This is a genomic window from Novosphingobium sp. G106 (assembly GCF_019075875.1).
GTDB lineage: Bacteria > Pseudomonadota > Alphaproteobacteria > Sphingomonadales > Sphingomonadaceae > Novosphingobium.
The window spans coordinates 403,856-430,027 of record NZ_JAHOOZ010000001.1 but is presented as its reverse complement, the minus strand read 5'-3'; the positions used below and the strand labels follow the sequence as shown (position 1 = coordinate 430,027).

The following is a 26,172-nucleotide window of genomic DNA, read 5'->3' as shown; positions in this document are numbered from 1 at the left end:
GCCCCATTTGAGAGTGGCGTCGCCGTCTGGACAATGGAGACCTCGACATGAACCAATTCACCGATGGCTGGACCGGAGGACTCGAGCCGGAAATCGACTTCATGCTGACAGGCAAACCGGATAATCTCGAACTTCGGGAAAGCGCATCTATCTGGCTATACGAGGAAAACGGCGAATTCGCGTTTCCTCGCATCGGCATCGAGGCGATTGGAGCGTCTTGGGATCGCCATGATCCCCAGTTGAACTTCGCCACTCCTGATGGTCGAGCGATGGTCGACCGGCCAGGACCAACTTTAAGCCATTCTCCGTTTGGCCCGAACGGGAAGCCGACCATCCTGGGAACCGGTGGCCTCAGGCTCGAATGCATCGAGCCGTTTCACAAATGGCGGGCCAGCTACCAGGGACGCCCGATTGATACGACAGCACAAGCCATGATCCAAGGGGCGGTAAACCAACAGCACCGCGCGGATCTTTGCCTCGAGGTGGAGATTACGATGGCAGCGCCCGCGTGGACCCAAGATCTCCGACCCGAAAGACTCGCCACCATGAATGAGGCCGAGCGAATTGATGCCGGACTTATGGGCTTTGGCTGGCGCGTCGAGCAAACGTTTAGGGCCGAGGGCAAACTCACCCTCGATGGCCGGGAAAGGTCGTTTCGCGGTGTCGGCAATCGAATTCACCGGCAAAGCGTGCGCCCGCTCGGCGCATTTCGCGGGCACTGCTGGCAGGCAGCAGTATTTCCCGACGGGCGCGCCTTCGCACTTTGCGCCTATCCGCCACGCAACGATGGTACCACGTACAATGACGGCTATGTCTACATTGACGGAAAGATGTACCGCGCAAGGGGTCGCAAGATACCCCACATCAAGGGACTTGTCGCGACCGCCGAGGATGTGTCGTTAGAATTGGAATATGAACTTGGGGTTGCGCACATTGGCGGCGTAAGCTCCTGCAATACGTTCAAAGTCGGAATATCTGATGACGCTCCTGGCTTTATTTTACATCAGGGAGCTGTGAGATATACTTGGGAAGACCAAACCGCGTTTGGCATGATTGAACGATCCAACTGGGCAAGCCATCTCACCTAATAAAAGCCATTCGCCGAGATAACCTTGATCGATAATATTTCAGGGGCGAACCATCCAACATCGCCGCGCGTCCGACTTATAAGGACCAAGTGATGGAATCGAGTGGTTTACAAGTTAAATACGTAGAGAGAATCTTCGAGATCCTTGACTATCTTGCAGATGGCACATCGATTGCGACCGTCATGGGTATCTCTCGCCATTTTGGCAGGCCGCAGTCCAGCACGTCGCAAATCCTTTTGACACTTGTTGAATTGGGTATGATTTGGCGTGATCCAACGCGGAGAACATACCACCTTTCGCCTCGAGCGGCTTTGATCGGCACTTTTGGCCAGCCAGCTATTCTACGTGACGGCAGAGTGGTGCGCCTGGTCGATCGCCTCGTGTCGCTTGTCGGCTTCCCGGTCGCGATCGTGGCCCGGAACGGGATCAACGCTCAAATCGTTCACTGGCGGCCCAATCAGTACATGTCGCAGTCGACCAAAGGACTGCGTGCCGGGATCCAATGCCGGCTCTGCGACGCCACCGCGGGAAAGCTCTTGCTCCGTGCTGTTTCACAGCCCTGCCGGGAAGAGCTCGTTCACCAAATATCATCCGCGTCTGATGATAGCCTTCTGCGCGCGGAAGGGGTGGCTGGACCCCGTATTGAGATATCACTCGAGGCGAAAGGCCAGAATGACGCCATGGGCTTTGGAAGCACGGCGATGATGACTGGGCGAGTCATCCCTGGCCACTCGCCTGACCATCCGTTCGTAGTGGGTTTCGTGCACGACTCTCAAGAGATCCCGGGCGAAGCCTACCTTGTGCAACTGATCGACGTCGCAATCGACGAGTTGGTTCATGAAGCTGAACCTGTTGCTTATGATGAGGAGGGTTCCGAACCTGAGGGTTACCTCCAACAGCGAGCGAGCTGAACATTCAACCGTTTTTTCCTTATCCAGAGCACCGGCTTATCGCGAATGCGACCAAAGACCTGAAGCGAATTGTGCGCTTACCCACCCTCGCTTCTCTGAGGTCTGCCGGGCATTTGGACCAGGCCGATCAGACCAGCGCCAATCAAGAGTACCGGACACGCCACAATCAAAAAAGGCTCGTAGGAACCGCTGACATCATACAGCATGCTGACAAGCAACGGACCAGATCCGGCCGAGAGAGCGAACGCCGCGCTTACGACGCCATAAGCTGAAGCGAAGGCCCTGCGGTCGAATTCACGCGATGCAACGTAGGCAATAATGTCGGATTCCGCCCCAAGTGAAAGGCCGAGCAGGACGATGGCCGTGACCGGCATCCAACCCGTGGTGGTTGTGAGCAGCAAAAGGACGGATGCGACGATCGGAACAAGGAACACACCGATCGCAAGCGGCTTGCTTGAATACCGGTCCAGTAGCATGCCGGCGCCAAGCCGACCGACTATCGCAAAGACACCCGCTAGCGACGTGACGCCTGCAGCGGCGACCTTGCCGTACCCCAAGGTGCGCAGCAGCGCGATCAGGTGCAGATTGAAGCCATGGACGACGCCGATAAAAAGACTGCCCGCCGCGATTAGCAAAAGCAACGACCGCGACCTGAGGATGGGACCGAGCCAGGACAATCCCCTGCCCTTCGCCTCGTCGGCAGGCGCAAGAAACGGCTCGCGTGGAAGCAGCAGGGCGGCGATTGGAAGCAACAATAAGGCCCAACCGACACCCAGAACAGGTACAACGGCTCGCCATCCGAGCCAGCTCATGACTTGCGCGCCGAGAACCGGCCACAGGGCAGCTCCAAAGCCAACCCCAGCCAGCGTGATGGCCAAGGCCATACCTCTCGCCGCGTCGAAACGGCTGATTACGGCGCTCATCCAGCCGAGAGGTAGAACCAGTGCCATCGTCAGACCCTGACATACGGTGAGCAGCACCCATGTCCAAACATGCGAAGTGACGAGCGACACCATGGCCATTCCAACGGCGGCCAAAGGAAGTCCGCTGAGTAATACGCGCCGAGAGCCGTAGCGGTCGATGAGCCGCCCGGCCAGAGGCGTCGTTGCAAGGCCCACAATCACCTGGATCAAGTAAGCAAATGAGAACTGCGACTTGGACCAGCCGAATTCGTGGGTCAACGGCTCCAGCAGGATGCCATTAGCCGAGGGAAGGAGCGTTGAGCCTGCGACGCCCAGCATTCCTACGAAAGGCAGTGCCCAATTTCTGGACCACTCGTCCCGCGCCGATACAATCATTCTTGGTGTCCATCGACCAAACCGAATGGGTTAATGCCGCTTGAAGTCGTCGAGCTGCCGCATCCAAACGAGGCTGGCCGCGACGCTGCCGGGCCAACCTCGTTCCTAATGATGCTCGTCAGATCAGAACTTATACCCAACAGTTCCCCCCGAAGGTCAGGGGCTCTGCCATCGGTACGTAGGTACCTCCCGAAGAGGGAGCATAATGCTGCCTGTACTTCACGTCGGTGAGGTTATTGCCCCAGACGCGAACATAATAATGGTCCGATGGATCCGTCCAAGTCACTGAGGCATTGATCAGCGCAAAGGCGCTTTGACGCGCACGTTGCTCGCTCGCCCGGTTCGCGTAAGGGGTCCCTGCCAACAACGCAGCGTTGTTCGGCGCTGCGTTGGGATCGAGGGCCAATCTCGCGTTATAGGACGCCAATGGCTCGCCGCCCCACACAGAAGGATTAGTCGCCACATAGCTGGTTGTATACTTCAAATTGGCAGCAATGCGCAGTCCGCCCTCGCCCTTGGGGATCAGATAATCGAAGCCGACGAAGCCCGCGAAATCCGGTGCTCGCGCCATCTGCAGCCCCGAAAGGTCCTGTTGGAGCGTCATATTCACAAGCTTCTTGAGCGGATCGGTCGTGTTCGTGTTGAAAGCGGCAACCGCAGGATTCACACCTGAGCCGGTGAAAAAGAAGCGGTCGCCATAACGCGCGTGGAGCCAGGTACCGCCGGCGCGGATCTTGAAGTTGTCGAAAATCTCATAGTCTGCGTTGAGGTCGACACCGTAGATTTTTGCCTTGGGTGCGTTTGCGAGGGTGGCAACTGGAACACCGCCAATGTTCTGAATGAAGCTGACTTGGAGATTGCGGTAATCGGAATAGAAGCCGGCCAGCTCGAAATGATAACGACGCCCCTGCGACTTCAGGCCGATTTCGAAGGAATCCACGGACTCCTGCTTCGCATCTCGCCAAAGAGCCGGGTTGTCGTTGGGCACTGTGAGATTGTATTCTCCGCTGCGGAAACCCTTCGAATAGGAGGCGTAGACGTTCGTACCCGGCGACAATGCGTACCGGATGGACGCACGAGGAGTGAACTTGGAATAACTGGCGGTCCTTGCGGAACTCGCCACCGTATATGGCGTGCCTTGCGCGCCTGGCAGAAGGGTCCCGAGCGTGCAGTTCAATGTGGCGGGGTTCAGCGGATCAGAGCAAAACACGTTCTTCGTGCCAGACACGTCCTGAGTTTCGCTGCTATAACGAGCGCCCACATTGAGTGTCAGCTGCTCGGTGGCGTGAACGGTTGCGTCCGCGAAGATTGCCCATGCGTTCTTCGTGCGGAAGAAATACGTGTCCGACGCGCGCCGGTAGGCCGACAGAGGTACTAGGGTCGTCGCGGGGTCCGGGTATGAAAATGGCCTATAGCTCGCGGGGCCCAGGAACACTGAATTTGGCATCTTGGGATCATAATTTGTTCGTATATTGTAGTAATTCCCGCCGACAATAAGATCCACGTCCTTGATTTTGTCGATATTCAGATCCACATTTTCCTGGATAGTCCTGTCACGAATAATCGATGAACCGTAGCTATCCGGCACATAGCTCCCGCTGAAATCATAGACAGTCTTACTTTTCGCATCGCTATAACCGGTCACCGAGCGCAAGGTGCCAATACCGGTATCGATCTCCAGCTTGATGGAGCCTTCGTTTTGCCAGAAAGGCTGACTAAACACGTCGCCGGAGGCTTCACCCAGACCGGTCGGTCTCGTATTGTTGCCAGGTGCGGTGAACGGAGCCGTTGTGTTCTCGATCGGTGTGAAAATCGTTCCCCGCGGATCGCTGGCACGCAAATAATTGTATGCCAGCGTCACGCGGAGCGTATCCGTGAGTTCGGCTTTGATCTTCGCACGCACGCCTTCTTGTTCGAGGCCGAGGAAGCGTCCATCAAATTGCCCAGGCGTCGTCCGGCTGGCTCGCTTGTAGTAGCCATCGGTTTTGCGAAATGTCCCTGCCAGGCTCACACCGATCCTGTCCGAGAGAGGGCCCGACACATATCCGCGCGCGCGCCTGTCGCTGAAACGACCGTAAGTTGCTTCGATGTTTCCGGTCCAATCGGCGCTCGGATCCAGCGTATCGATCAGAATCGCGCCGCCCGTTGCGTTGCGGCCGTAAAGCGTGCCTTGCGGACCTTTGAGCACCTGAATGCCCTGAACGTTCGGCAGATCCATGTTCAGGACCTGCGGCGCCGTTTGATAGAGACCATCCATGAAAAGGGCCACGTTGTTCTCAAAGGTACCAGCTGTCGTGCTAATGCCCCGGATAGACGGCTGCGGATAAGATCCGCCGAAATTTATCTGAAAGCCGCTGGTCACATTGGTGAGTTCGCGCGCCGAATTAATCCCCAGAGAACTCAGCGTTTCCGGTGAGACAACCGCGACGGACATTGGCACGTTCACAAGAGATTCGTTGCGACGCTGAGCAGTCACGATGATCGCATCGCCGTCCACCGCCGCCTCATCGGCGGACTGAGCAAAGGCGGGCGATGCGAGGAACGATGCAACAGCGGTCATTCCGGCAATGCCGGAGAGCCTAAGCATGCGCCGCACCGCCGCGGGGCTATCTTTACATGAGTTCATTTCGTCTTCCTCCCATTTTTATTTATAGAACCGAAAAATCGCGCCTCGCTTGGCCACATTTTATGTAACAACTTATTTCTATATAATTCTATGAATTAAATGGGTGTGAATTTACCATTTAGCTACATAATTAAACTATCTTCATCTGTATACGGCGATCTAATCATCGTGATTATCGAATATATAGATAGGATCGTTCGGAATATTCGCAATCACCTAGATGGATACAATACTACAACTGCATAATTCTTACATTCTCAATCGATAACCTTTACTAATATTTTTAGTCACTATGACCGCGCATTGCAGACTGCCCAGACTTCACTTTTTTTCAGGACATTGACCTGCCCGGAGCGGCCAATTTTGTCTTGGCAGTGCGCGACATTAACGGCACCGCTTACGACATGCGGGGCACCCCCGACAGACGACTGACGACAGTGATCAGCGAAGGGCTCAAACGGCAGCATGGCCGAATGTTGCCTTCGGATAGAAGGCCGTGCCCCCCCCGAGGTCATCTGCAAAAGAACAATGACCAGGACATTTAAATACTGCCCCTCAAATTCCGAACATGCTCCTAGGCGTGGCGAGAAGATGTGGTTTTCCAATCACCTGGAATCGCGCTTGGAGCGCCTCTTTGCCTTCCGGCAGATTGTATCTCGACCCGACCATGGACAGCGCGGCCAGAAATGCGCCAAGCCAACATGGGCTAGTGTAGCCCAGCAACCGATAGTGGCCCGACATTGCAGAACTAGCCCGGGCCAATGGTGCTAGCCCGGCGCTGCAGCGATCAGCCCACTGATCTGCTCAGTTTGACTATATGCCCTCGGATATAACGGAATGATCCCAAACGATCGGAAGGTTCCGGATCGAGAGGAGGCCAGGAAATACTGTCGTATCCGTGCCGGGCTTGATCCTGAATTCCGGCACACGCTTGAGCCATTCGTCGAGAAGAATTCGCAGCTCGCGCCTCGCTAGAGGAGCCCCAAGACACAGATGGACCCCGGCAACAAAGGTGAAATGCCGATTTGGACGCCGGCTGGGATCGAATTTCGCGGCGTCCGCAAATTTGTCCGGGTCGAAATTGCCGGCCGGATTCAGGCATGAGACCTTGTCTCCTTGCTTCAATTGGATGCCGTGCCACTCGAAGTCTTCCGTAACGGTACGGCTTGTCGACAGGATCGGCTGCGTTCGCAGAAACTCCTCGACCGCCGATCCCACCAGTTCAGGATTGTTTCTGATCTGCCGCTGAATCTCGGGCTCCAGCGCCATGCGACGAAACATCTGGCTGATTGTCGCAGCCACAGTATCGAGCCCTCCAAGCCACAGAAACCAGACGATACCGATCTGTTCCTCGTCCGTCACCGCTCTACCTGATATCTTGCCGTGGACGATCTTTGAAACCAGGGTCGCATCCGGATTTCGCTGCTTTTCGGCGATGAAACTGCGGAGAAATGCGAGAACATCGCGAAGGGCAGCCGCCATTTTAAGGCGAGAGTTAGAATGTAGGATATCCCATTCCCAGTCGAGAAACTGCTCGAACATGTGCTCGGGGAAACCCATCAGATTCATGAAGATCCGCACCGGATATACGCGTCCGAAATCCCAGGCGATGTCGACCTCTCCAGTAGTAACAAAGCTGTCGATCATCTCGACGGCAATCGCGCGGATCTGCGCGTCCAGTCGATTGATCGATGCCGGAGAAAAGTGCGGCACGAGAAATTGGCGATATCTTGCGTGATCTGGAGGATCGACGCCCAAGGGTATCGAACGAAATGTCTCGCCGATCAGTGCCTGGAAATTGGCCGCACCGTCGTTTGAGAAGTGCGCGTTGTCGGTGTAGACGCGCTCGATGTCTTCATAGTGCGTGACCACCCATGCACCATTGCCGATGCCAGCGACGCCCTCTCCTTCGCCGGACGGCAACGCAGCATTGTAGAGAAGCCTCGGCACACTCTCTCCGCAGAGCCAACGGCACGGCTCATAGGGATCAGTGAGATCGTTTGCCACCGACCCCATTGCCCAGTGCAGATCGAACACGCGGTTGGCGGGCACATTTTCTGGCGCGGTTGCCGCTGCTCGAATAGCGGCAAGCTTGGCGGCTATGGTCATGGTATCTCCGATATATGAATAGACAGTTCGATCGCTCGCTGACGGTGCAGCATCGCAACTCTATCTGCGCCCGAAGGTCGGTCCCCGGCGCTGCCCCGACGCCGAGGGCAACGTGCGCCATATACTTGCTCAATAAATGATCGCATCCTGCCAATCTGCGTACGCTCTTTCATCGGTCAGTCCGGAAGGCATCAGCACGGATTTGGTCCATGATCTTCGCAGTGGCCAAACCATCGTCGAATGACGGCGAAATCTGACTTTGCGACTGCAGAGCATTTCGCACGTCGCTGATCCAAGGCCCTAAGCCAGGCTCGTGCCCATCGCCTTCTGGCGGCGGCAGGGTAAATTTCTGGTCCTCTTCGCCGGGCTTTCGCAACACCAGTTTCTGGTCTCCGATAAGCTCGATGGCGCCTTCGCTGCCGAGAACCTGAACTCGTTGCGGCATCGCCACTGAAGTTGCGCACGCCGTGTCGATCAGGACAGAAATGCCATTGGTCATGGAGCACCAGGCCGAGAACGCGTCTTCCGCGGTGGCGTCATGTACAGCCCCGTCATCTCCGATACGGGCGGTAATATCCGTGCGCACAGTGCCGCCACACCGGGTCACTTCGCTGTCGAACAACCACCGCAGCGTGTCGATGCAATGTGACCCATAGGCTCCGATCCAGCCACCGCCACGAGAATTGTCGAAAAGCCAGCCGTACTTCCTCGTGCGAAGTCCGTTGGTGAAGAGTTCCCAGTTGATGTGCTGTGGAGTTCCAATCGCACCGCTCCGAATGAGCTCGCGCATCTTCACTCGCACCGGAAAGCGGCGAAATTCGAAGTTCACGAAATTTAACACTCCGAGCTCACGGGCGCGGTTTCGCATCTCGCTCGCTTCGGCCGCATTCCGCCCAAAAGGCTTGTCGCAAAGCACAGCAATATTGTGGTCCAGCGCGACCATGACATGGTCCCGGTGCATGAAGGGCGGAGAATGAATGGAGACGAGATCGGCGCCGGCCGCGCAGACGCGGGACAGCCTCTCGCCATCGCGCGGAGATATGACTTCGACTTCGAAGCCCGCGCGCCCGTAGACTGGGGCCATTACACGGTTGCCGAATCCCGTGCCTATAATGACAACTTTCATCGCGCTGTCTCCATTTCCGTCATCGATCCGAACGTCGAGCCCTGCCCCTTGCAAAGGCAGCTTTCGGCTCACCCTGCCCCATTGGAGCGAACCCATGAGGATAGATTGCGGGAGGCGCCGCTCGTGAAGATCGGATTCAGGCACTCGGCCAGAAGATCGAGCCGGTCGGCACGGGGTAACCAGCCCAGTTCATCTCGCGCGCGCGGCGAGCGGGACCGACTGCATGAGCCGAACACGATCAGGGCCGTGAACTTATCCCAAAGTTCGACGGCCTCTTCGAACCCAATCGACCGCGTTGGCACGCCGAGGTGGCCGGCAATGGTTTCCGCCATCTGCCGATAATTCACTTCGCCAGATACTGAATGATATAGCGCGCCACCGATGCCCTTCTCGAGCGCAAGAGCATAAACTTCCGCAAGATCATCGACATGGACATTGGAATAGCAGTTCAGGCCTGCGCCCATGTAGCAGACCGCGCCTGTTTCACGGGCGGAATGATACATGTCGGAAATTATCTTGCAGGTGCCATTGCCCCAGATCAGAGGCGGACGAATACACAGTGTGCGCAACCCCGCACCGTTTGCTTCGCGCACCTTATTCTCGATATCCAAGCGCGGGGCGATCTGACGCCGTGGTACAAATGCGTCATCCTCGGCGAACGTATTTTCGCTCCAGGCGCCGTCGGTGCGCTCTGAGATGAGGCTGGTCCCGCCAGTGAAGACGAAAGTCTTTCCAGTCCCGGCTAGCCCGTTGAGGAGAGCCGTCACGACCCGCGCCTCGTCTTCCAGCATCAATTGCGCGATCCACAAGACCGCATCGAAAGGGGCGAGCGCGCTCACCATCTGGGACATGTCATCGAGCGTACCGGCGAGATGTCTCGCTCCAGCTTCAGCCAAGCTGGCAGCTTGGGCTTTCGACCTGATGAAGCCCGTCACACGATGCCCCCCCTTCACCAGTCTTTTCACCACGTGACGACCGACGTAACCTGTCGCGCCTAAGACGAGCACATCCATGGATTCAACTCCGGTTGGAACCGGCCATATGGCGCACCGCCAAGTAGCCAAAGACGAAGGACGCGGCGATGCTGGCACCGGGGCCCGGATAGAAAGCGCCGAATACCGGTGCAGCCGCATTTCCGCAGACATAGAGGCCAGCGATCGGCCGGCCGGCGGAGTCGAGCGCCCTTCCGGCTGGATCCGCCATCAAGCCTCCAGCCGTACCCACGTCGCCAGGGACGATCTGTACAGCATAGAATGGCGCCTGGCTTAATGGTCCGAGCGACGGATTTGGTTTGACACGGGGGTCGGCTTGATATCGATCGTAGGCGCGAGCCCCTCGCCGAAAGTCTGCGTCGTGGCCCGCTGCTGCGAACGCGTTGAATCGTTCGACCGTGCGGCGCAATCCGATCGGATCGATGCCGCACTGCCCTGCCAATCCTTCCAGGGTATCGTCGCGCTTCATATAACCTGAGTTCAGCCAACTGGCCGGCATGATGCGGGGCGGCACCGTACCCCACGGGTAATATTTGCGATGCCGCGCCTCCATGATGATCCAGGCCGGCACACCGCCCCTTGCGCGCATAGCCTGGCCGATCTCCATGTAAGATGCCGCCTCATTAACAAAGCGCTCTCCATCTCGATTGACGGCTATACAGAACGGCTTCTGCATCTCCTGAGGTGAGTGGAAGCCGGCCAGCTGCCCACTCGCCTTGAGTGAGACGGGAACCCACCAACTCTGGTCCATGTGTACCAGAGACGCCCCACGCGCCCGCGCCTGTTCAAGTAGATCGCCCGTATCGCCGGGGTTCGCCATCGACCAATCGGCACCGGCTTCCATCGCCTGGAATCGCCGACGAAGATCTGCGTTTCGCGAAAATCCACCTGCCGCCAGAAGCACGCCCCGCTTCGCTCGAATGCAGCGGGTCGTGCCGCTCTCGGCGCCTGCAATTTCCACGCCTTCGACGCCGTCCTTGCCAAGCAAGGCGACGACCTTCTGACCCGTGCGGATGTCAATGCCAAGCTTGCGGGCGGCCAGCAGCATGCGGGCTTGAAGAGCGGCACCTCGATACAAGAGCGAATGACCGCCAAGCTTTTGACGTAACGTCCGCCCCGCCACGCGCAGCGCCATGAGTTTCCCCTTTAGCGTGCGCCCGGCACGCGAAAGCGCAGCGAATTCGTCAGTCGCAACCGGCATGTTCCAGCCCGGCAACAACTGGAGACGTCCGGCATCGTCGCCCAGCGCGCCGGAGACAATCATGTGCGCTCCGATAGCGCGCCCCTGCGGCCGTCCGCCCAACTCTTCATCGTAATAATCGGGGTAGCCCTTGCAGGCGTAGAAGCGCAGACCTTCGCGCTCGAGCATTGTCAGCATCGGTCCGATGCCTTGAAGGAACGCTTCTCTTCGCTCCGGCGACGACGCAGGATCGCGGTCGCCAATGAGGTTGTCGAGGTAGCGGCGGCCTTCTGCTATGGAGTCCTTCTCACCGGCCCGCCGCATTACGGAATTCCCTGGAAGCCACAGAATTCCTCCCGACATCGCCGTCGATCCACCGATCTTTTCGTTCTTCTCGAGCACGACCACTTTCATGCCCGATCGCACCCCTTCGATTGCGGCAACCAGCCCGCCCCCACCGCTGCCGATCACTACGAGATCGACTTCCTCGTCCCATACGTCGCCCGTCATCGCAGAACGCGAAGAAATTGTGGGGATGAGGCTTGTTGCTTGGCAATCGGCCGAGCGTCCCTGCAGCACTCCATGGGAACTCCAACTCGCTTTAATGTTTGAAAATCCGCAGCGGCCGCATCGGGGTGGCAGCCGGCCTCAATTAATCGAGCTCGTAGAATTGGTAGCTGACGATCCATTCCTGACCGTTCCGCTCTAGCCTGGACTTGCCAACGATCTGCGACCGTGTGAGCCAGCGATAACGCTCATCGCCAGTGTCAAAAAGGCCAGCCACGCGGCTGCAACGATTGGCGGGATCGGCCACATCGAGCCTGCCGCTATATCGAAATCCGAGCAGCGCACCGTCATGAGTTTTGAGCGCCATGCGCACGTCGATCGTCCCGATGTCGCCGTTCAAAACCAGCCAGTCTGAAGCCGTCCCGGCGAGTGTCGCACGCAGCCGCTCGCCTTCGAAAACCACTCCCCGAATATCGCTCTGCGAGCGCTGGCCCGTTGGTGTGCGGCCAAACTGGATGGGCGGATCGACGTCGAAACGCGCTGCGCATAATGGAATAAGGTTCATCGCTTGGTTCCTTTATGATTTGTGTCGTCTCGGCTCGGGACCAAGGTCATCATCGGCGCGCGGATCTTGCATGAATTGCCGAAGCCGACGGTGAAAGTTAGCGATGGCTCGCTCCTGCACGGGGCTAGGGCGGGCACCCTTAAAGCCTCTTGAGCGAAGGCCCTTCTGCACGCGCGGGATGTTCTCGAAGTCTTGGCGGTAAATCAAAGGCCAATCACCGTCGGCGAAATTCTCGTAGAACTCGCGGGTGAGCGGCGGCTCCTTTCCCGGTGCGTACCGTTCGAGCGACCACACATCGAACAGGCATTTCTCAGGATCGTCCCCGAAGGGCCGCATTCTGTACCAAAGTACTGCCTCTACGGCGGGATGAAGAAAGACGGTGTTGGGAAACACGTGCCAATCAAAACCGGTTTCGGCCATGTATTCCGGCGTGAGACCTTCCGGCCACCCGGAACCTTCTTCAATGGCAGCTTGATAGATTCCTTCGCCCCATTTCGTCAGGACATCGATTGGGCTGGTGCCCTCGGGCAGTTCGCGCAAACTCTGGATGACTTGGAACGCACGCTCAGATTGCATGGCAGCAAGGTCGATTTTGAACTGCTTGCCGTATTCATATAGGTATTCCCGAAAGTCGGGCTCGACCTCAAGTGGTTCGAGCCGGTCCGAGCGGCCAATCGGAAGCCCTGTTCCGAATTCATAGCTCATCCAACCATGACGCCCCATCCCACGAGAGGTAGAATAGTCGCGTGTGTACGTTAGCATTTGTCGATGGGTCGTCTGAACATGATAGAATTCGGTAAATGCCTCAACAACAGTCTTCCAATTGGCCGGAACAACTGTTGTTTTATACCATGAGAATCTGAGTTTATCGAACTCGAGTAAGTCGCAGCGCGACTTCATTGGCTCAAGAAACTGATCCAGTGGCTGGCAGTTGCGATCCATGTTGATCCAGACCCAACCACCCCAGGCCCCAACTTGGACCGTCGCAAGGTCTGCGTCGCCGTCCGCCAGACTGTCGCCCCAGTCATCGCGATCGACAACTTCGAGGTTTCGTCCATCCGTCGAAAAACGCCAGCCGTGAAATGGACAGACGAATTGCTTTGCATGCCCGCATCCAATCGTCAAAGTCGTGCCACGGTGCGGGCATGCGTTGTGAAAGGCGCGCACGTCGTCCACCCCCTTCCCAGTCCGAACCACAATGATGGAATCTCTCAGGATATCGTAGGTGTAGTAGTCGCCGACCTTGGGAATTTCCTCAAGGCGACACGCAATTTGCCACACCTTTGGCCAAAGGTGCTCGGCTTCGGCAGCGGCAAATGCAGCCTCGAAATAATCTTCATTAGGAACATAGTCGTCCCGAACGTCACCGGGTGAATATGGTGAGGCAGGCATTCCTAATCTCCAAGTCGATGCCCGAAGGCTGGTCTTTTGCGCGAGATCTTGCCGTTCGATCGGAGCAATGATCGCCATGCACCTATCCGGTTGCTTCCTGATTCTTCTCCGAGATCAGAGCCGCCGCCCAAGAGCCCGGCACCACCTTACGGGCTACGCCTTGCCCTTCGCCGACGGGATCGAACTATGCGGACGCGGGCTTCGCGTCTTGATGGCGGGCGACATTCTTAGGTGTTGGCGCGACATTGCTGGATGCTGCGTCGCGTGGTGACGGAGAAATGTCGCTCACCATCAAGACGTGGGCTGGCAATGGCACTAGCCCACATGCGGCGCGCTGAAGAAAACCGTGACTGCGCCCTGATCCAGCGATGCCGAAGTTAAGGTGCTAAATCGGCGGCTGTTCGAGATTCAATCCTATCCACGAGACATCACTTGCCTTCCAACCAACACCCTGTCCTTCATTTCAATATGCCCGATGGCTCTATCCGCACGGTACAGGCGGAAGGATCGGTCTATTCGGTGCTGGCCGCGGCGCAACAGGCCGACGTACCGGGCATTGGCGGGCAATGCGGGGGGAAATCGGGCATGCGCCACCTGCCATGTGCGTATATCTGAGGCTTGGCGAAAAGCGGTAGGCCCCCCAGGTCTCGAAGAGCGAAAGCTGCTGGAATTGACCGACGAGTTCGGCCCAGGCAGCCGCCTCAGCTGCCAAATTCAGATCCGGATGGCGATTGATGGACTACAGGTGTCGGTTTTGCCCTGACGTTCCGCCGGTGCGCTCGTCTGGGAGAACTGCCACGTCTTCGACTTCGCACCAGCGACTTCTGTCACGTTGCGGCTTGGGATCGCCGCACCCGGTGCGCTGATTGCCATGCACTGTCGGAACCGGTCGGGCCTTTGTCGCGTGGTATCGAGATTTCCCGAGGGAAGGGAGACTAACGACTGGCGCGACTAGGAGCGCGACGCATGTCCCAATATCCCCATATAGATTTACCCGCGCTCGATCCGGATTTGCCGCTGACGCTCGGAGCCTTCGCGAGCGAAATTGCTGAGCGATACGGTCCGCGCGAGGCTATTGTTTTCGACGATCCCTTGAATTCTGCGCGCCGAACCAGTTGGGATTACCGGGCGCTGCTTCAACAGTCGCGCCGCGTGGCCAAATCGTTGATCGCCGCAGGGGTCGGCAAAAACGGACGAGTCGGTATACTTCTCGGCAATCGACCCGAATTCGTATCGAGCATTTTTGGCATCGCTCTGGCGGGGGCCACCGCAGTTACTCTGTCGACATTTGCAACTCCCGACGAGATAGCGCAGCTAATCGCCCTATCCGATATAGACGTCTTGATAACCCAGCGCACAATTGCGCGCAGGAATCTCGCGAAGGAGATAGATACTCTTCTAGCGCATCTTCCCCACGCCGCGTATCCCTTTTTGCGGCGGGTTGTCACGCTCGGCGCAATGCCAGAAGATCGGTCGGAATCCTGGGATGAATGGCTTGGTAGTGGCGACAGTGTAAGCGATGCCTTGCTTGACGCTCGCGCCGCCCGGGTGAGCGGCAATGATGAGGCCGTCATAATCTATACGTCGGGCACAACCGCTCTCCCCAAAGGCGTGATCCACCTGCACTCCACAGTCGTAAAGCAATTTAGGTGGGAATCGCAAGTATACGGGCGCCATATTGATACTCGCATTGCCTCACCTTTCCCGCTCTTTTGGTCAGCTGGACTTGTCTCCGTACTTGGGTCCACCCTCGTGGCCGGCGGCACCTATGTTGCTGAGGAGGTTTTTGAGCCTGGAGCTGCGCTCAGACTTATCGCCCGGGAGAAAATCGACGAATATTACGGGTTTCCGACGCACACAGCGGCACTCGCAGACCACCCCGACTGGCAGCACGCCGACCTTACATCGCTGACCCGAGTCCAAGGGAACAATGAATTTGACGGTCATCCAAACACGAAACCCGATCCCAATTGGAATCATGTCGTGGCTTACGGGATGAGCGAGAGCTGCACATCAGTTGTCAGTCATCTTTCGACGACGCCAACTCGGATACAGCTGCAAAGTTCAGGGCTCCCCCCTGCCCGGCATCGAACTTCGTATTATCGCCATTGGCGGCAACGAGGTGCTGCAAGGCGGCCAGGAAGGGGAGATCCTCGTGAGAGGCCCGACCCTGATGCCTCACTATGTCGGAATGCGGCGGGAAGACAGCTTCGATCCCGATGGCTGGTTCCATTCGGGGGACATCGGGTTCATCGATGTAAATGGCTATTTGCATTGGACCGGTCGGATCAAGCAAATGATCAAGACGGGCGGAGCGAATGTCTCTCCTAGCGAAATTGAATCGGCTGCCGCTTCATTTGGAATGCTCAAACTTTGCCGCGCGCTCGGAATCCCGGATCATCGCCTCGGGGAGAAAATCGTGCTGTGCGCAGTGCTAGAAGAAGGAGCTGACGCCGACGAAACGGCCATCCGCTCTATGCTTCGAGATAAGTTGGCAGCGTACAAGGTGCCCAAATCCGTGCTGTTCTTCGCGATCGAAGACTATCCGCTCACGCCATCAGGCAAGGTGAAAGACGCCGAATTACGGGCGCTAGCCGCGGCGCGCCTCGGCGCTCACGCGGAGCCGCACGCGACGTAGTCTCGTTATCAAACGGAACCAAGTTGGCTCAAAAAGGTGGCGCGTGTCGTCGCCGACCGCGATTTTGGCGTTCGCGGTCAAGACCCGGCCGCCGACGTGGACGATGCTTCGGCTCCTAAATAGACTTTTGGAAGGGGATTCCGTGAGCAATACCGACGAGTATCTTCCGCTCGATGCGTCCGACCTGGACAACTACGTCGGACGTCCGTTGCCTGTTCATCAGCTGCGCGAACCCGTCGCCGTGAACGACATCCGTCGTTGGGTCCAAGGTATGCACTACCCGAACCCGCTTCACTTCGACCCAGATTACGCGGCAGAAGGCCGCTGGGGCGACATCGTGGCGCCCCAGAGTTTCGTTGCTTCGACCGAGATCGCACATGGTGTTTGGCCAGCCAACGTTGGCAAGATCGAGAATTCCGCTTTGCTATTTGGCGGCGATGAATGGTGGTTCTTCGGGCCCCGCATTAAGGCGGGCGAGCATATCAAGTGCTACCCTATGCCTTTCGATTACAAGGTAACAAACACGGGCTTTGCCGGTCCGACATGTTTCCAGCGGGGTGACACGACTTACATCAATACAAACGGCGAACGAGTGGCGCTCCAGCGCTCAACGACCATTCGCTACAACGTAGAGAATGCGCGAAAGAAAGAAGCCTTCCAGGTGACCGACGAACCTGAATGGACGGACGAGGCCCTAGCCGAGCTCGATGCCCGAAAGGTCGAGTTCATCGAAAGCATCCGAGCCCTGGGCCATGAGAAACGTCTATTTTCAAGCGTGAAGGAAGGCGACAAACTCGCGACCAACGTCCTGGGTCCCCATAGCCTGCCCTCGTTCACGACGGAATGGCGCGCGTTTCCGTTCACGACCTGGTACGGGGCAAGACGCGATTTCTGGTCCGCTGATCAGTTTGCGGAGGCCGGTTACGCAGATGATTTCCAGGGTCACGAGGGAGATCCTGTGATGGAACGCTTCAATCCCGAATTGACCGATGGCGCCTACTACGGTCCCTCGCGTGGTCACTTGCAACCAAAGTGGGCACGAAAAATCGGCATGCCTCGCGGCTATGGCTACGGCGCGTCAATGGGAGCCTGGATCATCGACTCCCTTGCGGCTTGGGCGGGCGAATGGGGCTTCGTCCAACACGTGGCAGCGCAGTATCGCAACCCGGCATTCACCGGGGACGCGACTTTTATCGACGGTGTCGTGACCGGCCTCAGGCAGGAAACAGACGTGGGAATTGCGGAAATCACAATCTCCATGACCACTCAGACAGGTCAGGTGATGGCGAAAGCGGTTGCTGAGGTCGAATTGCCGCTCGCCTGACATCTGCGCGATGTCGTTCACTTCTGCCAAGGGACGGGTAGCAATGATCGATTCCATCGAGCTCCTCGAAGCTGCAGATAAGATCGGCCGACCGCCAATCGACAGTCAATGCCGGAGCGGCCGGATAAATCCATGCTCGAACATTTCGAACTAAATCTTTGGGAAAAGATGATGCTCGAACTGTTCGGGCTCGACGGAAAGCGCTTCCTTTTTATGGGCGGCGAGCAAGCGATCGGCGAAGCCAGCGCCCAGCTATTGGCAAGTTTCGGGAGTAAAGTCGCTTTTCTAGATGCCGATCTCGAGCGGGCCGAGGCGTCAGCGTTCGCAAGGTGCTCTCAAAAAGCGAACGCATTTGCCTTCGGCCCGAATGTTGGCCGCGAGACGGCCGTTGCCGCCGCCATCGAAGCAGCGGAGCAAGAAATCGGCCCCCTCGACGGCATGCTGAGCGTCGTCGACCTGACCGAAGAGCGCAGGAACCAAGATCTCAGCCCGAAATTGCACTCCTTTTTCATTGCGGCGCGGAATGTAGCAAAGCAGATGATCGCTCGCGGCACTTCGGGGTCAATTGTGGTCGCGGCACCGAGGGACATCGCGAGCGAAGGCCGCGCCACCAGCGATTTCGGGCATGCAAGGTTGGCCGAATTGGTGAAGTCAATGGCCTCCGAATGGTGGGAGTACGGAATACGGGTCAACGTCATAGTGCCTGGAAATGTCGTGTCGCGCGAGCTTGCGCAGGCGTCACCAGATATCGAGCAAGCACGCACGAGGGGCCTCCCCATGCGAAGTCGCGACACCGTGGAGGACATCGCCAAGGCGGCGGCATTCTTCTTGTCCGACATGTCTCCCTATGTAACCGGGCAGATCCTCGCGATTGACACTGGCCAGGCAGCAGCAGCCAAGCCGAGTTCGAATTTTTCGGCTCCACAGATCGCGCCGTTTCGAGAAATGACGCCAAAATCGCTTTAGCGACTGGACCAGGACCCTGCATTCACAGATGCGCCGCGGCTGTGAGCATCAGAGTTGGATCATTGCCGCTCGGTCCTTCTTTCTTGCGCAGCGGACGGGCGCCAAATTGACAAGGTGGTACTCAGAGCATTACCTTCCCGATGTCTGCGCATCGAGGGGCTGGTCAAAGTAGGCCTTCATCAGATTGACGAAACGCACGATGAAGCAGCCTCGCAACACTGGGATCTCTTGGCCATATATGATTTCGAGCGCAAATGACCGCGCAAACCGAAGCCATGCCAATTAGCGATGCTTTTGTCCGGGAGCAAATCATCCAGCGTCTTTGCCACGAGATTGTCCGGATCCAACATTCGCGTTTGCCCATCAACCGCAAATTCCCAGGTGTCTCGCATCAAACTAAGACAAAACGAGACATCTTTCCCTTCAAGGGGAGTTCGCGGCAGCTAGGACATTCCGCAAGGTTCGGTCCGGGAAGCCGCCTGTCAGGGCAGACTTTGCAGCTCGATCAGCTGGCCATGAAGGAAAGATCCTGAGACGATGATATCCTGATAGATGAAGGCTTGAACCAGGTTTCCAACTGCCGCGTCAGCCTCACCGGGGGCAAATATCCGTACATGGGCGCGGCCGGAAGCCTGCGACGAGATCGTTTGCTCGACCCGTGTGGCAGCTTCTCGGACTTCGTCACCAGACGGATAGCGAATGGCAAAGTGCGGAACGCCGAATGGCTTGGTCCGGGCAATCGCGCGATAGCTATCGAGGGCGTCAGCTAGCAGAGGGTCCGCGTAGGCAACGGCCCGAAGCCGCGCCTCGAGAGCGCTCTGTTCGGGCCGCATCGGTGACATATAAAATACGTTGCGCTGAACATCCAGATCTTGCCGCCAAGGGTGGGCAGCAAGGAAGGTTTCATCGCCGTCTCCAACAAACCCGGTATCGGAAATCGTGCATCCGAGGGCTTCTGCCAGCGTGACCGCCAGTCCCCGCTCACCGGGTCGGTAAAGCGTCTCAACATGATTGAGCAGATTGCCTTCGTACTGAGAGATTTTCTTCATAAGCTATCCTTCTGAATCGAGCGCCATCCACCTACTCCCCGTTCATGTGGCGAGTCGGTACGGCTCTCCGCGATTCGCGTCATCGTTTGATCCACCCACCGTATTGATGCACCGCGCGTACAAGGGCCCTTTCATCAATTTCTAGCCCTGCTCGAACTTTCGTTGATACCAGGCTTGTGGCTGACGATGAGCACCCAACCATTGCAGTTAGTATCGACCATTCTCACACACCGTGCCGACGGACCTGAGGCGCCGCTTCCGATTAGAATCCGACCTCACAACTCCCAGACAACGAAACCCTGCGCTCCGAGGATAGAGAACCTATCCTCCTTGCAGGTACTGGTCTTGATCATCGACGACAGCTAGCCCACGGAACGCGACATCATTCGCTGTCCACCCGGAAATGTCTTTTGCTGGCTTAGAGCGGTGCCTGATATTCCGTCGTCGCGCTCCCGATCGTAATCAATCCATTCATCCCAGGGAACCAGAGACTTGCAGCAACAGCTGTCAGTCCGCACGTTCTATGTAGAATTGACTTATACGATCACATGTCATTCGTAGTGTCCTGCCGATGTGCAGAATTTGGGCGCGATCGAGAGGGGAGGCAAATCCAGATAGGGAAATTGCGAAGTGGACCTCACGCCGCATTCCCATGACTGGCGCAGAGATGTACCAGGGGTCAAACGACTGGGATTGGTCCTCGGTGGAAGCAAAGTCACTGAGGTGAAGGTCATTTTTCTCCGGCTTGTCTCGCGACGTCGTGAAACCGGCAATGAATCCATGCTGCTTGCCATAACCGACTTCATTGAGAATGCTCTCTATCATAGCTGCGGATGGCTGGCTGACGATCTGAGATATCCGGTCCCGAATGACCTCCGGCGCTAGCGGGAGAAGGAACACATTTCCCGAAGGAATGAATGGGTAGCGCACACGGCTCTGCGGATGAGCACGTCCGAGGTGAGATACCGACGCGACCCGGTCTCGCACGACGATCTCCTCGCCTTCCACAAACAGGACGGAGGCAATGAGATCGAATTCATCTGCCAGGGCGCGCAACTCATGTTGAACCATTGGAACCGACGAAACGCGTTGCCGCGCGCTTGAAGCCAGCGAAGGGAGCAGCAATGCAAGCGTGTAGCTTTTGTCCCCTTGTCGATGAAGGTAGCCCGCGTCGACGAATCCGAGGAGAATTGAATGCGCAGTCGCTCGGCTAAGGTGAAGCGACTTGGCCACCTGCGTCAACGTGAATGACTGGTCGGCGTGCTCGAGAAAGAAATTTAGGACTGCTACCACGCGGGTAACAGCCGGCGAACTCTTGGTCTGCATAACGCGATCGATTCCCAAATTTCGTACCATCATACGTGGCCGGCGCCAGAACGGCCGTTACTCTGCCTCCGATGGGCCGACCATTCCAAGCGGTTCTCGATAATTTCGGCAGCATAAATCTACAATCACAGTGCCCTCTGACGAAACGGCGAGATACCAATGGCGTTACCGATCTCGGCAGGCTGGTGACCTCAAACCCCGATTGTGCATTGCGGGCAAGGAATAGCGGTCTAATTGCCGCTTCGTTGATGCGATCTACAAAGTGGCCTGGGTTCCAGCCTGGGGCGTTTGAGGATTTCGAACCGCGGGCCTTGCGAACTCAAGGGGAAGAAACTGATAGCGCACAGGAATCGCTGTCTCAATTCGATTGACATGAGCAAAAGTCAGGCAGCGACCTGAGCAGGATCTGACAAAGCCGGGGACGCCCCTTTTTGCTCCCTTACCCTCCTGGGAGAAGCCCCAAACCAACGGAAACAGCTGCGCGACAAGACAGAAGTCTCGGAGTAGCCCAGCATTTCAGCAACTCGCATAAGCGGCATCCTGGTCTGGGTCAGGTATCGTAACGCCGAGTCACGGCGGACCTCTTCCTTTATGCTTTCGAAGCAGCTTCCTTCCTCCCTCAACCTGCGCTGCATCGTTCTCGGGTGCATACCAAGCTGAGTTGCGACATTCGCGTTACAGCAATCGCCAGACGCCAGCGTCTGCTCTATCATGTTGCGAACCCTGACGGAGAACTGCGGTAAGTAAGTTGGAAATCTGGCATCGATGAAGAACTTCGCCATCTCAAGCAATTGAGGATCTCGTTCCTGAAGCGGGAGTGCAAGATCGCCATTCTCGAACACCAATCCATTTTTGCCTTGGCAGAATCTCACGGTGGTTCCGAAATACTTCTGATACATGGAGGCCGGCAAAGCCGCTTCGTGAAGAAACCAGACCTCTCGTGCGCGCGTGCGCCCCGAGGTGATCATCTTCGCGGCTTCCTGAGCCAGGAGCATGGCCTGTTCTACCGCTTGCCGCTGGTAAGGCAATTTCGGTATGAGGATGTCAAACCGCAGGAAACTCATGGTGCCATGAGGCAATTGCTGCAGGCTTATCCGGGTTGCATCGCTGTAAGCATGCACATGATCAGCACAATAGCGGTAGGCTGCGCCCAGAGACTGAGAGTTGCGCATCACGACCTCCAGGGGTCCCAGGACCTTCGCACCTCCTTGAATGCTCGCCAATCGAAGTCCGAAGTCGTCGCAATCGAGGACGGCGGCAGACCGCTCCAGCAACTGCGCGACCGCGCGGAACGGGATTACGGCGTTTGGCTCTGCGAGAAGCGATGATGAGATACCGACCGTTCGCATGATCGCCTCGGCATCGCCGCCCAATGAGCGCACCAGCGCATCGTAATTCAACAGTACGTCAGATCTCACCATTGCGTGGTGAGCGTCTGCACGGGCCTCGCCATCTGAGGCGGCGCTATCGATGATTTCCTTTAGGCCTTCCATGCTTCTCCTGCCCACTTTCTTCCGCGCCCCTGAAAGTGGGCCGGCGGCTTACGACCATCGGTCGAGCCAGATTGTGATTCCCAATGCAACATTATTTCGTAATGAAATCCAATATATCGGATTGCACTCGCAATCAACCCGCGTTGCCTCTCGATGTCGTCCCCACGGTATTTCTGTCGATCAGGCGCCGCCGTTCATCGCAAAACGGTTCATTTCACATCATAATGGCGGGGAGCAGGGATCGATTTCATAATGTCGTCCGTGTCCCACTTTTGGTCCGCGGACACAGACAGCCTGCCAGTGCTAGCGCTGCCTTGCTCTACCACAAGCGCGAAGCCATGCGTCGGTCAGCGGCCGTAGAAACGGCCGATGGCGTCACACCCGTCCTTCAGACGCTGGCCAATCGCGAAGATGCGCTCAGAACTCGTAGGACCTTCTAAGCCGTGGATTGTGATCACAAACTGTACCGTTCTATCCGCGCTTAGGACGGGCGCCGCCAAGAACCAGGGAGACACAAACTCACCTGCCGCCAGATCCTCGACAAACATGCTGGCTGAGAGCACGCTTGGATCGAACGAGCGATCTGGACCCTCCAATGTCAGGACGAACCCGTACTTCCTACCGAATGCCACTTGTTTCCAGATCATTTCGAGGTCTTGCTGCGACAAGGGCGGCAAAGCCATCGCCAGCTTTGTCCGTATCTCACGGTCGCTGAGCGGCAGGAGGAACGCTCCATTCGCAGGATATAGGGAATAGCGAATCACCGTCATCCGCGCCGGCCTTCCCAGGTGACTGATTGCCGCAATACGCTCGCGAACAACGATTTCACCTTCCTCAATGAACAAGGCGGAGGCGACGAGATCGAGATCGTCGGCCAGCGCGCGCATCTCATCACGGCCCACGGGAAACGTCGAGACTTTTTGGCCAGCGCTTGCTGTCAGGGCCGGGATCATTGATCCCAGAATGTATGATTTATCAGTGCGCCTGTACAAATAGCCTGCCTCAACGAAGCTCAGCAGAATAAGGTGGGTCGTCGCTCGGCTTAAACGAAGCGATTTAGAAATCTGAGTGAGGCTGAACGGGTGGTCGGGATGCTCGAGGAAAAAATTCAGTACACCGACCACCCGAGCGACTACAGGTGAACTCTTCGTCTGCATGCGGATCTCACCCTAAATATCGCGGCCATATGCGCACCTGGCATGCGCAGGGCAATGGCATCCTTGCTGCGGCAAAGGCTGCGCGATGCAAGAGAATGACACCTCAACCTGCAACTGCCTAAGGCTACGCGCAAACACCGTTGTTGCAACCGCGCCGCAGCTCCCCACTTACGGTAGCAGAGCGCAGAAGTCGCCAGGTTGGGAGAGGACCAAAAATCCGCGCCAGAGTCTCTCGATGACCGGCGCACTCTGGGCGACCTTGCGACATCAGCATGCCTGCGCCCTGACGGCAGCTATCGCGGCTTCTGAGCCTGAAACCGGACTGTTAGGAAACCCGACTAAGGAGACATTGCGACCGATACTCCCGCCGCGCTATCATCAAGACTGCCTGGATCGACACCGCGAATCAGTCGCCGAATCACCCCGCGCCGGACGCAAAATTTGGGTTGATTCGAGCCCCGGTTCTCGCCAGATTGTGTCCTGACAGGGGAACGAGGCCGCCCCATAACCTATTGAATTTAGACATTTATGAGCAGACAAGCCGGCATACGGCGCATTACAACTTACGCCCTTAGGGGCGTGCGTCGACCCTCCCGCAAGAGCTTGCTCCTGCGAACGACCGACAAGATTCGGGGGGGTAAATCGCTGATCTTGAGGGGAACATTCGACGCTCCGAAGGATCGGCAAGGACCGGCCCGGTGGGTTGGTCGTGCCGTTCGATCTACCGCTTTCCACAAATCCCCGCGCGTCCTGGGGAACTTTCCCGGACGCGCTCCCGCCGGCCTCACGGCCGGGATTTATGGAGCCCTTCGGTCAGGCGACGTGCTCACACGACCGACTTTTCAACAACCGACATAGCTTCGAAGACCCGCCCAAAGGTGCCATCAAACCAAATGGATCTGCCGCATGAGAATTCGTATGACGGCGACATAAGCTGACGGTCGCACCCCGATATCCATTCTGTTTCGCTACTCCACTCGTCACCCAAGGTAATCCGGCACCCGACATTAGATGACCCGCTCCGCCAGGTTCGAGCGCTCGACCATTCCATAGGCATGCTCGCCGTCCCAGCGATAGCGCGCGATTCCTTCCAGCAGCGGCGGGAAAGCACTCCCCCCTGCCCCGTGCCACCTATCAGTGGCATGCTGCTGACGCTAACGCCTTCGATCCGCGTACGCCCAAGCTTCGATTCCAGCACCAACGAGACATCGTCGCCGCCGTTCTCCAACTTGGAAAGCCACGGCGCCTCGACGATCTTCGCTGGGATCAGCTCTCCCTCGCCCAGGAAAATATAGCCTTCATTATAAGTGGGCCCATCGGGGGGGTGGCGGAAAGGCATTGCACCCGAAGGCCCGACCGCTGGGAAACTGCGCCGATTGCCAGTTATGCCCTTTGAAGCCGGTCTCATTACGCACGCCGCGGCGTCGGATGCGTAGCGCGCCGCCCTTGAATTTGCGCTCAACACCATCGACACGGACGACACCATGGGCATGGCAGAGCTGCTCAAACCTGTCGCCGCCCATGGAGCGGCTTTCGAAGGTGTCGGAGTTAAGCAGCGATTTCGCCTCCGCGTTCATCGAGCCTTGCACCCATGGCGGCACGCTGGGCTCGTAAAAGATTTCCCATTGCAGGCGCGTCTTGCGCGTCCCCGGATTGCGCTGGACCATATCCTCGAAACGGCTGTCGATGACTTCCCCATCGAAGCTGGCGTGAAAGGCGCCGAAGGGTGCGATTGTCTCGAATTTAAGTGGCCCGGCGCCCAGGGATTGTGGGCATGCCCTTGGGCCCGATCGTCGGCAGAGACTTGTCATCGGCCGAGTAGCGCAGCACGCGCCCGTCGGGAAAGGTCATGTTGTGGAAGACGTTGAATGTGCTCCAGTCTGGCGCGACCGCCTCGATTGCGACGCGCGGTAGGGCGATCTGTCCGTCATCGGACCAGGCCCAAATATTCACCGCCTCACGCAGATTGAGGGTCAAGGGGGGCCTCGGCGAACAGATAGTCGCGCGCGGCATCGAGGCCGCCTGTCAGATCAGCCTTCACGGATGATTCTCCTTTTCGTCCCGCAGCGGCGGATGGCAACATCGCAGCAATTCCTGTCGCACCTGCGGCCGCGATCATGGCGCGGCGTCTCAACCCGTAAGAGAGTCTGCTCGGTACTTCTTCGTGCATAAAAATCCCTTCCGCCAATGGGACGGCTTTCGATTTATTCTACGTTTCGATCAGACAATCTCTTTCAAGACTTCTTCGCCCACTTTGCGAGTCTGATCGCACCATTCTTTGCGGCTTTGGGCTACGATGCCGACGCCGCCACCCGCGAAGCCGAGCTCGCGAGGCCTCCCGATGGCATCGTGGGCCTCCTCCTCGCTCGAGCCCGGCTGGATACTGAACCAGCCCGAACTGATCATGACGGAAGGCGCCTGCCGA

Annotated in this window: 21 protein-coding genes and 1 pseudogene; 6 read left to right on the top strand and 16 right to left on the bottom strand. The window is 57.5% G+C overall.

Going from position 1 to position 26,172, the window contains the following annotated elements:
- Positions 1–47 precede the first annotated feature (47 nt).
- The gene (locus KRR38_RS01925) at positions 48–1,088 is read left to right on the top strand and encodes a hypothetical protein (RefSeq protein WP_217398088.1); all 1,041 of its coding nucleotides are present in this window, start codon (positions 48–50) and stop codon (positions 1,086–1,088) included.
- A 92-nt stretch (positions 1,089–1,180) separates the two neighbouring features.
- Positions 1,181–1,999: a helix-turn-helix domain-containing protein gene (locus tag KRR38_RS01920; RefSeq protein WP_217398086.1), complete on the top strand. Its 819-nt coding sequence runs from the start codon at positions 1,181–1,183 to the stop codon at positions 1,997–1,999.
- Positions 2,000–2,076: 77 nt separating this feature from the next.
- Here KRR38_RS01920 and KRR38_RS01915 read toward each other — a convergent pair whose 3' ends face one another.
- From KRR38_RS01915 to KRR38_RS01880, 8 genes are all read right to left on the bottom strand, one after another.
- Complete coding sequence (locus KRR38_RS01915; RefSeq protein WP_217398084.1) at positions 2,077–3,297, bottom strand: MFS transporter; 1,221 nt, start codon at positions 3,295–3,297, stop codon at positions 2,077–2,079.
- A gap of 130 nt (positions 3,298–3,427) precedes the next feature.
- On the bottom strand, positions 3,428–5,923 hold the full coding sequence (locus KRR38_RS01910) for a TonB-dependent receptor (protein ID WP_217398082.1): 2,496 nt from the start codon (positions 5,921–5,923) through the stop codon (positions 3,428–3,430).
- A gap of 813 nt (positions 5,924–6,736) precedes the next feature.
- Positions 6,737–8,032, bottom strand: a complete 1,296-nt coding sequence (locus KRR38_RS01905; protein WP_217398080.1) for a cytochrome P450 — start codon at positions 8,030–8,032, stop codon at positions 6,737–6,739.
- Positions 8,033–8,201: 169 nt separating this feature from the next.
- On the bottom strand, positions 8,202–9,158 hold the full coding sequence (locus tag KRR38_RS01900) for a Gfo/Idh/MocA family protein (protein WP_217398078.1): 957 nt from the start codon (positions 9,156–9,158) through the stop codon (positions 8,202–8,204).
- Positions 9,159–9,226: 68 nt separating this feature from the next.
- Complete coding sequence (locus tag KRR38_RS01895; protein ID WP_217398076.1) at positions 9,227–10,171, bottom strand: NAD-dependent epimerase/dehydratase family protein; 945 nt, start codon at positions 10,169–10,171, stop codon at positions 9,227–9,229.
- Between the two features lie 4 nt (positions 10,172–10,175).
- Positions 10,176–11,909 carry an FAD-dependent oxidoreductase gene (locus KRR38_RS01890; RefSeq protein ID WP_217398074.1) on the bottom strand — a complete coding sequence of 578 codons (1,734 nt, stop codon included), beginning with the start codon at positions 11,907–11,909 and terminating at the stop codon, positions 10,176–10,178.
- A 73-nt stretch (positions 11,910–11,982) separates the two neighbouring features.
- Positions 11,983–12,402 carry a DUF3237 domain-containing protein gene (locus KRR38_RS01885; RefSeq protein WP_217398072.1) on the bottom strand — a complete coding sequence of 140 codons (420 nt, stop codon included), beginning with the start codon at positions 12,400–12,402 and terminating at the stop codon, positions 11,983–11,985.
- Positions 12,403–12,414: 12 nt separating this feature from the next.
- Positions 12,415–13,872, bottom strand: a complete 1,458-nt coding sequence (locus KRR38_RS01880; RefSeq protein WP_254514608.1) for an SRPBCC family protein — start codon at positions 13,870–13,872, stop codon at positions 12,415–12,417.
- 888 nt (positions 13,873–14,760) lie between these two features.
- Here KRR38_RS01880 and KRR38_RS37660 point away from each other — a divergent pair.
- The 4 genes and pseudogenes from KRR38_RS37660 to KRR38_RS01860 form a co-directional block, all read left to right on the top strand.
- Positions 14,761–15,810, top strand: a pseudogene (locus tag KRR38_RS37660) (AMP-binding protein); the annotation flags it as partial.
- Position 15,811: 1 nt separating this feature from the next.
- Positions 15,812–16,432, top strand: a complete 621-nt coding sequence (locus tag KRR38_RS01870) for a class I adenylate-forming enzyme family protein (RefSeq protein ID WP_217398068.1) — start codon at positions 15,812–15,814, stop codon at positions 16,430–16,432.
- Between the two features lie 142 nt (positions 16,433–16,574).
- The gene (locus KRR38_RS01865) at positions 16,575–17,756 is read left to right on the top strand and encodes a MaoC family dehydratase N-terminal domain-containing protein (protein WP_309140954.1); all 1,182 of its coding nucleotides are present in this window, start codon (positions 16,575–16,577) and stop codon (positions 17,754–17,756) included.
- Between the two features lie 132 nt (positions 17,757–17,888).
- Positions 17,889–18,722 (top strand): SDR family NAD(P)-dependent oxidoreductase, encoded by an 834-nt coding sequence (locus KRR38_RS01860; RefSeq protein ID WP_217398066.1) that lies wholly within the window; start codon positions 17,889–17,891, stop codon positions 18,720–18,722.
- Positions 18,723–19,204: 482 nt separating this feature from the next.
- Here the strand turns inward: KRR38_RS01860 and KRR38_RS01855 are convergent, their stop codons facing one another.
- The 8 genes from KRR38_RS01855 to KRR38_RS01820 all read right to left on the bottom strand — a co-directional run bounded on the left by KRR38_RS01855 (position 19,205) and on the right by KRR38_RS01820 (position 26,153).
- Positions 19,205–19,771: a hypothetical protein gene (locus KRR38_RS01855; RefSeq protein ID WP_217398064.1), complete on the bottom strand. Its 567-nt coding sequence runs from the start codon at positions 19,769–19,771 to the stop codon at positions 19,205–19,207.
- A gap of 507 nt (positions 19,772–20,278) precedes the next feature.
- On the bottom strand, positions 20,279–21,097 hold the full coding sequence (locus KRR38_RS01850; protein ID WP_217398062.1) for a helix-turn-helix domain-containing protein: 819 nt from the start codon (positions 21,095–21,097) through the stop codon (positions 20,279–20,281).
- 383 nt (positions 21,098–21,480) lie between these two features.
- A complete protein-coding gene (locus tag KRR38_RS01845; RefSeq protein ID WP_217398060.1) occupies positions 21,481–22,590 on the bottom strand; it encodes an AraC family transcriptional regulator in 1,110 nt (369 codons plus the stop codon).
- 347 nt (positions 22,591–22,937) lie between these two features.
- Positions 22,938–23,747: a helix-turn-helix domain-containing protein gene (locus tag KRR38_RS01840; protein ID WP_217398058.1), complete on the bottom strand. Its 810-nt coding sequence runs from the start codon at positions 23,745–23,747 to the stop codon at positions 22,938–22,940.
- Positions 23,748–25,048: 1,301 nt separating this feature from the next.
- Entirely contained in the window at positions 25,049–25,414 is a 366-nt protein-coding gene (locus tag KRR38_RS01835; protein WP_217398056.1) for a hypothetical protein, read from the bottom strand.
- Between the two features lie 76 nt (positions 25,415–25,490).
- Positions 25,491–25,724, bottom strand: a complete 234-nt coding sequence (locus KRR38_RS01830; RefSeq protein ID WP_217398054.1) for a hypothetical protein — start codon at positions 25,722–25,724, stop codon at positions 25,491–25,493.
- On the bottom strand, positions 25,705–25,866 hold the full coding sequence (locus KRR38_RS01825; protein ID WP_217398052.1) for a hypothetical protein: 162 nt from the start codon (positions 25,864–25,866) through the stop codon (positions 25,705–25,707). Before KRR38_RS01825 ends, KRR38_RS01830 begins: the two co-directional genes overlap by 20 nt.
- Positions 25,867–25,967: 101 nt before the next feature.
- A complete protein-coding gene (locus KRR38_RS01820) occupies positions 25,968–26,153 on the bottom strand; it encodes a hypothetical protein (protein ID WP_217398050.1) in 186 nt (61 codons plus the stop codon).
- Positions 26,154–26,172 lie beyond the last annotated feature (19 nt).

Bases quoted from the DNA above. Each gene is read 5' to 3' on its own strand.
- KRR38_RS01925 (WP_217398088.1), top strand. From the start codon at position 48: ATGAACCAATTCACCGATGGCTGGACCGGAGGACTCGAGCCGGAAATC.
- KRR38_RS01920 (WP_217398086.1), top strand. From the start codon at position 1,181: ATGGAATCGAGTGGTTTACAAGTTAAATACGTAGAGAGAATCTTCGAG.
- KRR38_RS01915 (WP_217398084.1), bottom strand. From the start codon at position 3,297: ATGATTGTATCGGCGCGGGACGAGTGGTCCAGAAATTGGGCACTGCCT.
- KRR38_RS01910 (WP_217398082.1), bottom strand. From the start codon at position 5,923: ATGAACTCATGTAAAGATAGCCCCGCGGCGGTGCGGCGCATGCTTAGG.
- KRR38_RS01905 (WP_217398080.1), bottom strand. From the start codon at position 8,032: ATGACCATAGCCGCCAAGCTTGCCGCTATTCGAGCAGCGGCAACCGCG.
- KRR38_RS01900 (WP_217398078.1), bottom strand. From the start codon at position 9,158: ATGAAAGTTGTCATTATAGGCACGGGATTCGGCAACCGTGTAATGGCC.
- KRR38_RS01895 (WP_217398076.1), bottom strand. From the start codon at position 10,171: ATGGATGTGCTCGTCTTAGGCGCGACAGGTTACGTCGGTCGTCACGTG.
- KRR38_RS01885 (WP_217398072.1), bottom strand. From the start codon at position 12,402: ATGAACCTTATTCCATTATGCGCAGCGCGTTTCGACGTCGATCCGCCC.
- KRR38_RS01880 (WP_254514608.1), bottom strand. From the start codon at position 13,872: ATGGCGATCATTGCTCCGATCGAACGGCAAGATCTCGCGCAAAAGACC.
- KRR38_RS01860 (WP_217398066.1), top strand. From the start codon at position 17,889: ATGCTCGAACATTTCGAACTAAATCTTTGGGAAAAGATGATGCTCGAA.
- KRR38_RS01855 (WP_217398064.1), bottom strand. From the start codon at position 19,771: ATGAAGAAAATCTCTCAGTACGAAGGCAATCTGCTCAATCATGTTGAG.
- KRR38_RS01850 (WP_217398062.1), bottom strand. From the start codon at position 21,097: ATGCAGACCAAGAGTTCGCCGGCTGTTACCCGCGTGGTAGCAGTCCTA.
- KRR38_RS01845 (WP_217398060.1), bottom strand. From the start codon at position 22,590: ATGGAAGGCCTAAAGGAAATCATCGATAGCGCCGCCTCAGATGGCGAG.
- KRR38_RS01840 (WP_217398058.1), bottom strand. From the start codon at position 23,747: ATGCAGACGAAGAGTTCACCTGTAGTCGCTCGGGTGGTCGGTGTACTG.
- KRR38_RS01835 (WP_217398056.1), bottom strand. From the start codon at position 25,414: ATGGTCCAGCGCAATCCGGGGACGCGCAAGACGCGCCTGCAATGGGAA.
- KRR38_RS01825 (WP_217398052.1), bottom strand. From the start codon at position 25,866: ATGATCGCGGCCGCAGGTGCGACAGGAATTGCTGCGATGTTGCCATCC.
- KRR38_RS01820 (WP_217398050.1), bottom strand. From the start codon at position 26,153: ATGATCAGTTCGGGCTGGTTCAGTATCCAGCCGGGCTCGAGCGAGGAG.